This window comes from Streptomyces sp. Je 1-79 (assembly GCF_025195125.1).
Lineage (GTDB): Bacteria > Actinomycetota > Actinomycetes > Streptomycetales > Streptomycetaceae > Streptomyces.
This window is the reverse complement of sequence record NZ_JAMGSL010000001.1, coordinates 687,269-693,268: the sequence shown is the minus strand read 5'-3', so window position 1 is coordinate 693,268 and position 6,000 is coordinate 687,269. Positions and strand designations below refer to the sequence as shown.

The following is a 6,000-nucleotide window of genomic DNA, read 5'->3' as shown; positions in this document are numbered from 1 at the left end:
CACCACCGACTGAACACCACCAACCACCGACCCGGTGGGTCACGATTCGACCGCCCAAACTGGGTCAGGATTAAGCCGCCGTCGACAACGCCTACCACCACGATCCGTCCCACCTATGCACGCCTGCGCGCCATGGGCGCCGTGCACCAGGTGGCTCTCCCCGATGGTTCCCCGGTCTGGCTCGTCACCACCGAGGCCGAGGGGCGTGCAGGTCTGGCGAACCCCGTGCTCTCGGTGAACAAGGACCATGCCGGTTCGGGATACAAGGGTTTCTCCCTGCCACCCGCGCTGGACGCCAAGCTCCTCAACATCGACGCCCAGGACCACCTTCGCCTCCGCAGGCTGGTATCGAAGGAATTCACCCCACGACGGGTCGAGAACCTCGGCAGCACAGTGCGGCACACCTGCGAACTGCTCGCCCGAGGCCTCATCGATCGCGTGAAGTCACGCGGTGCGGCCGACCTGGTCGCCGGCCTGGCAGCGCCCTTGCCTCTCACCGTCGTCGGCGACCTGCTCGGCGTTCCCGATCAGGATCGCGGGCCCTTCGCCTCGTGGATGACACGGACGGTCCGTCCGATCAGCCGGACGGGGACCGAGTAGCGGTTCGTCCGGAGGCAGATCTGGCTGTAGCGGTCGACCCGCGGGTGGAGAGCCGGCCAGTCTCGAACGGCCCTTCGGCAGGGCGCCAGCAGCGGCTGCTCGGCCGCGAAGTACTCGCGAATGGTGCGGGGACGGGACCGGATTCGGCGGGCGTCGTCCTCTTGGTCCCACCGGTCGATCCTTGCGTTGAGCTCAGCGAGCGCGTCGACGTCGGGGACGGGGACCAGGTGGTCGCGGCGGCACCAGCCGATCTGGCCCTCGACTCCGCCCTTTTCGTGGGCGCCGCGGATACCGGGCTGGCAGTGAGACTGCGCGCTCTGCCTGCCCGGACGATCGAGACGCTGGCCGGGGATCCGGAGCGGTATTTCCGGACCGATTCCTCCGGACGCCTGCTCCCGCTGGCGAAGTTCGCCGAATCGCTCACCACTCGACTCTGACTCGGTCAGTGAGCTCTTTCAGAGTGGCCACTGATCGGGTGACGGGCCAGCGTTCCGCAACTCACGAGGCTCCGGTGCCGTTGAGAGGGATGCTCGACGTCTCAACTCAACAGCAGAGGAGCCTCGTTGGTGCCCGGTCCTGACGCACTCGACCTGCCTCATGCTCTGGTCGAGTGGGTATCGATGCTCATCGTCACCCGTGAGGGTGACCGACGCTGCAAGCTCCCGCCCCACCAGCGCGCCCTCGTCGGCCTGGTCTACCTTCGCCAGCACGACACGCTCACGCAGATCGCCGCCGGCTTCGGCATATCCGTCGGGACCGCCCACGCCTACGTCACGGCCGTCGTCGGTCACTGGGCGGCAAGCGCTCGGCCAGAGCAGCTTTCCCTGTGTCCGGGTCCACGTGGCTGCCGTCAGGCAACCGGTCCTCGAGTCACTGGCCGCGAGAAGGGAGTCCCGCCGGCGTGCTGTCGGCGGGACTCCCCTCGGTGCTGGGTCCTACCAGTTGCACTGGGTTCGCAGAGCCTCCGCGGAGTCCCAGGGGATGTCCGCGCGCCAGGCTTCCAGGTCCCATGTCGGGCCGCCGAAGTGCCCGCCCCCGGGCTTGGGGAAGGCGAACGCGGCGTGACAGTAAAGCTGCTTGGATACGGAGTTGATCTCCCTCTGGTTGGTGTTCCGGAGGGAGGGGGTGTTCGCCCACACCTGCCGCCAGTTCTCCTGCAGGTCGTCGTCCGCGTCCTCGAACGCGGCGTCGGTCGGCGTGACGTGGACGGAACGCTTGTCGCTGGTCAAGCTCATGTACACCTCGGTCTGGACCACCCACGGCTCGTTGGTCAGACCGAGATAGCCGACGCACTCGTTGTGGCAGGTCTCGAAAGCGCTGGGCTGGCCGGGGCTCCACAGGAGGAACCGGTCGTTCTCAAAGCGCTGGCGCACGCCCGTGTTCTCGGAGAGGTTGCCTCCGACTTTCACGGCGTTGTACTCGTCCGTCACCGGGTAGCCGAAGGCGCCTCTCTCATACCCCCACTGCCCCCACAGCTCGCCGATCCGGCCGCCTACCGCGTGCGCCCCGTTCGTCTTCGTAGGGTGCCAGTAGTAGGTACCGCCCTGGAACTGTTGCCGCTTGCCCTGCCCGTCAGGGTTGGTCAGCTCGTCGCTGACGGGGTAGCCGAGCTTGCCCCTCTCCCACCCCTGGCCCGCCCAGCTGTCGCGGATCGCCCCCCACACCGGGTGCGCACCCGTCGAGGCGGTCCAGTAGATGGAGCCGCCGGCGAAGTGCTGGTACGCGCCCTGGCCGTCCGGTGTCGGGAGCTCGTCCGTGGTCGGGCAGCGGAGCGGCCCGCCTTCGCGGCCCAGCTCGATGTACTTGCCGAGGATGGCCCCACCGACGTGGCGCCCACAGATGTCGTCGGCCGCAGCCGGTCCGGCTGTCGTCATCAGCGACGCCACCGCGGCGAGCGCCACACCCAGCGCCTTGGCCAGGGCACCCCTTCGCTTTCGCGGTAATGGCCGAGTCCTTGCCGTCAAGACGCTTCCCCCTGTCTCTGCCGTGTGCGCGGCTACGCACACAGATCCGGTAGTGAGTCGCCCACTCTAAGGCGCAGTCCCGGGCTAGTTGAGAACCCGCACTTGTCCTTCACCAAATCGTCGGCCACCTCACGGAGGGACCTCCGCGGCTGCGCGCTGTGGGGCGCGTGGGCTCGGGTTGCGGCGACACCGCATGCTCCAGGGAGGCAGGCGCCGACAGCCGTGATGGCGGTGCGCCGGCCTGGCAGGCTCGATGGCATCTCCGAACGGCTTGACGGCGACGCAGCGCCGAACGATCCCATGCACGAGTACGTGACGCTCTACCCCGAGGTAGTCCGGGCGGGTTCCCTGCGGAACGCCCTGCAGGAGATGGCCGATATGCCGGCCACGGGCTGACGGTCGAGCTGACGTCCTCACCGGGCTGGCGCTGTGTGGCGGCGAAGGTGGAAGCCGACGGTCATGGGGCGAACGTCCTGATGGCCTCAGCGAGCGCTGCTTCATCGTCAGCTGCTGGATCGGCGGTGTCCGTTTGGCTTCCGGCAGCACTCCGGATCTGTCAGTGGTTGTCAGAGCGTTGCACTCGTGGCTGCAGGCTTCCAGGGACCGGGCACTCGTTACACAGTGGCCCTTCCTGGAGACCTGGGAGCTCGCCGAGGCTCATGAGCGTGGCGAGGCGGTGGCGCGGGCAGTGGCGGCGCGGTGGCGCCGGCTGCGCGAGTCTGCCGCGCGCACGCCGGATGCCCGGGCCATGCCGATCGGCGACGGCCGCTTCCGGGTGCGATTCGCCGACGGCCGACTGCGGGAGCTGAACGGTGCGGCAGAGGCCGTTGCGGTGATTATCGCGGGACTCCCCGACGACGCTGTCCCACGAACGTGAAGGTCAGCGGCGTTCCGGAATGGGTCCGACCAGATTCGTCCGGCCCTCCCCGCTCTCCGCTCCCCGCTCCCGGTGCGTCCCACGGACTGGTCGACTGGACTGGGTCGACTGGACTGGGCGACGGCTTCGAGGCCGCGGCCTCCGTGGCGGACAGCGGGGGTCGCGGAAGCTTTCCGGGCGTGCGGCTACGCGGCGCCCGCCGCTGCCAGCACCGCGACTGGAAGGAGCAGAATCCACTGCGGCATGCGCAGTAGCGGTCTGGGCCAGCCGACGGACAGCGTGACGACCAGAAAGGCTGCCGCGTACGCGATGAAGTGCGCGGCCACGAACCATGCCACCAGGCCAGTACCCGACGTACCGTCCGTCAGGGAGAGGTAGAGCAGAGCCAGTCCAGAGAGCGCCAAGTCGACGCTCACCATGTGCCACACGGCGTGCAGGACACGCTTGGGTTCGTCCGCGAGCCCGCAGGACAGCAGCGGCCGGACCACGTCGCGGTGCCCGCCGACGATGTGCACCGCGGCCACGCCGAGAGCGGTGATCCCTGCCGCGAGAAGCCAGCCGTTCACCGGACCTCGATTCCTTTGGCCACGACAGCGGCCAGCAATGCGGCCAGGTGCGGGTCAGGGTGCTCCCCGACCAGCCCGACGTGGAAGAACACGGATCCTGCCAGCGTGTCCAGGACCAGGTCCACAGGCGTTTCGGCCGCGATCTCCCCGCGCAGCACGGCGCGTTCGAAGACGACCAGCAGACGCTCCTTCGACGGGGCCAGGAAGTCGCCGCGGATGCGCGCCTTCAGCTCCGGATCGGCGGCGAAGTCGGCGAGCAGCCCGGGGAGCGCCGCCGCGGCGGCAGGCGCGCGAAACTCGTCGACCAGACCCTGCAGCAGGATGGTCAGGTCCCCGACCAGCGTTCCGGTGTCCGGGGGCGGAACATCGTCGGTGGTCGTGAAGACGGCCTCGAAGACCAGCTCCGGCTTGCCCGGCCACCGCCGGTAGATCGTGTCCTTGCCTACACCGGCCCGCGCGGCCACTGCCCCGATCGATGTAGCGGCGTAGCCGACCTCGACCATCAGCTCCGCCGTCGCGCCGATGATCGCCTCGTGCGATCGGGGATCCCTGGGACGCCCTCTGGAGGGCGGAGAGGAACTCATGTATTTACCTTACGGGACGACCCGTATGGTAATCAACAGGCTGGCCTGCCCTTCAGGACCGGAGTCGGCGGCGCTCCTCGAGGCCTGAGGTCCACCAGCGGTGAGGTCAAGGTGCGCCCCTACAGCGCGTCACCCCGCCCCTCGCGCCGGGGCGACGAGACACACGGCAGCAGGCGTGGCCGGCTGGCCCGTTGCTGCTGACGGGCCCTGTCGCGTCAGGCGACAGGGCTTGATTCCCGGTCAGGTGGTACGCGACGTCGATGCCGAAGCCGTTCCTGGCTATACGCGGAAGCGCACGTTCGTGCCTCTTCTGTTCCGTATCGGATCACGCCAGCGCTGTGGGCTCTCAGCACCCCTCGGCTGCAGCCCCGGGAGCCAAGACGGCCGGCCGGGGCTGCCCTGAGGTGACCGGCTACTTTCGCCAGAACAGGTGGTGCGTCACCCCGCTCGGGCTGGGAACGACCTCCAGGTGGAACCGGTCGAGCAGTTCATCTGGGGAATCCCAGAGGCGTACTCCGGAGCCGAGCTTCACCGGCGAGACCGCCACATGCATGGTGTCGACGAGGTTGGCGTCGAGGAACTGCCGGATGGTGGTAGCCCCGCCGCCGAGGCGGACGTCCTTACCCTGCGCCGCCTCCCGCGCCTGCTCGAGGACCGTGGCAGGGTCGCCTTCGACGAAGTGGAACGTGGTGTCGGAGAGCGTGAGCGAAGGACGCTTGTGGTGGGTCAGGACGAATACCGGGGTGCGGAACGGGGGCTCGTCCCCCCACCAGCCCTGCCACTCATGGTTGCGCCAGGGCCCGCGCTGAGGTCCGAACTTGTTCCGGCCCATGATCTCGGCGCCGATGTTGCGGGCGTAGTCCCGCGTGAAGTAGTCGTCCAGGCCCCGGCTGCCCCCGGGGTCGGTGCGCATGGGCCAGCTTGCCGTGGCGCCGGCCCAGGAGAACAGCCTCTCGGGATCGACATGGCCGAACGGCCTCTCAAGGGTCTGGTCCTCACCGGCACCGATCCCGTCACTCGAGACGTTGAAGTTCTGGACTCTCAGCAGCTGAGCCACGTGCTCCTCCTGTGTTGTCGACAACGATGGTGAGACTTGCCGGGCCTGGAAAACTCATCGCTGCGCCCGTGACCGGTCACAGACCCCGAGAACCTTGAGGCTTCAAACGTCACCTGACGCCCGAACCGATGCGTAGACACTGCCGCTTGAAGTGAACGAAGCCACTCCACTTCGGTCACACGTCGTCGTCGCCGCATGGCCACACGAGCGCCGGTCAGCTCAGGCCGGCCAGCGCATGCGGTTCATTTCGGTCGGCCGACCCTACTGTCCGCCATGGCCAAGCCGATCAGAAGGATCGCTCGGCCGTCGGCTTTGCGGTGGTGTGTCGATGGCGCGGCCACGGTCGTAGCGA

At 68.4% G+C, this 6,000-nt stretch carries 5 protein-coding genes and 2 pseudogenes; 2 read left to right on the top strand and 5 right to left on the bottom strand.

What is annotated here, in order from left to right; genetic code table 11:
• Nucleotides 1-600: pseudogene (locus tag M5362_RS02960) on the top strand (cytochrome P450); the annotation flags it as partial.
• On the opposite strand, the gene M5362_RS33255 reads toward M5362_RS02960, so the two are convergent.
• On the bottom strand, nt 528-689 hold the full coding sequence (locus M5362_RS33255; RefSeq protein ID WP_374214397.1) for a hypothetical protein: 162 nt from the start codon (nt 687-689) through the stop codon (nt 528-530). The pseudogene M5362_RS02960 and the gene M5362_RS33255 sit on opposite strands and share 73 nt — an antisense overlap.
• 474 nt (nt 690-1,163) lie before the next feature.
• On the opposite strand from M5362_RS33255, the pseudogene M5362_RS02955 reads away from it, so the two are divergent.
• Nucleotides 1,164-1,406: pseudogene (locus M5362_RS02955) on the top strand (transposase family protein); the annotation flags it as partial.
• Between the two features lie 129 nt (nt 1,407-1,535).
• Here the strand turns inward: M5362_RS02955 and M5362_RS02950 are convergent.
• The 4 genes from M5362_RS02950 to M5362_RS02935 form a co-directional block, all read right to left on the bottom strand.
• Nucleotides 1,536-2,501 (bottom strand): DUF2599 domain-containing protein, encoded by a 966-nt coding sequence (locus M5362_RS02950; RefSeq protein ID WP_260225665.1) that lies wholly within the window; start codon nt 2,499-2,501, stop codon nt 1,536-1,538.
• A gap of 1,125 nt (nt 2,502-3,626) precedes the next feature.
• Nucleotides 3,627-4,007 (bottom strand): hypothetical protein, encoded by a 381-nt coding sequence (locus M5362_RS02945; RefSeq protein ID WP_260225664.1) that lies wholly within the window; start codon nt 4,005-4,007, stop codon nt 3,627-3,629.
• Nucleotides 4,004-4,591, bottom strand: a complete 588-nt coding sequence (locus tag M5362_RS02940) for a TetR/AcrR family transcriptional regulator (protein WP_260225663.1) — start codon at nt 4,589-4,591, stop codon at nt 4,004-4,006. Before M5362_RS02940 ends, M5362_RS02945 begins: the two co-directional genes overlap by 4 nt.
• A 412-nt stretch (nt 4,592-5,003) precedes the next feature.
• Entirely contained in the window at nt 5,004-5,648 is a 645-nt protein-coding gene (locus M5362_RS02935) for a dihydrofolate reductase family protein (protein WP_260225662.1), read from the bottom strand.
• Nucleotides 5,649-6,000 lie beyond the last annotated feature (352 nt).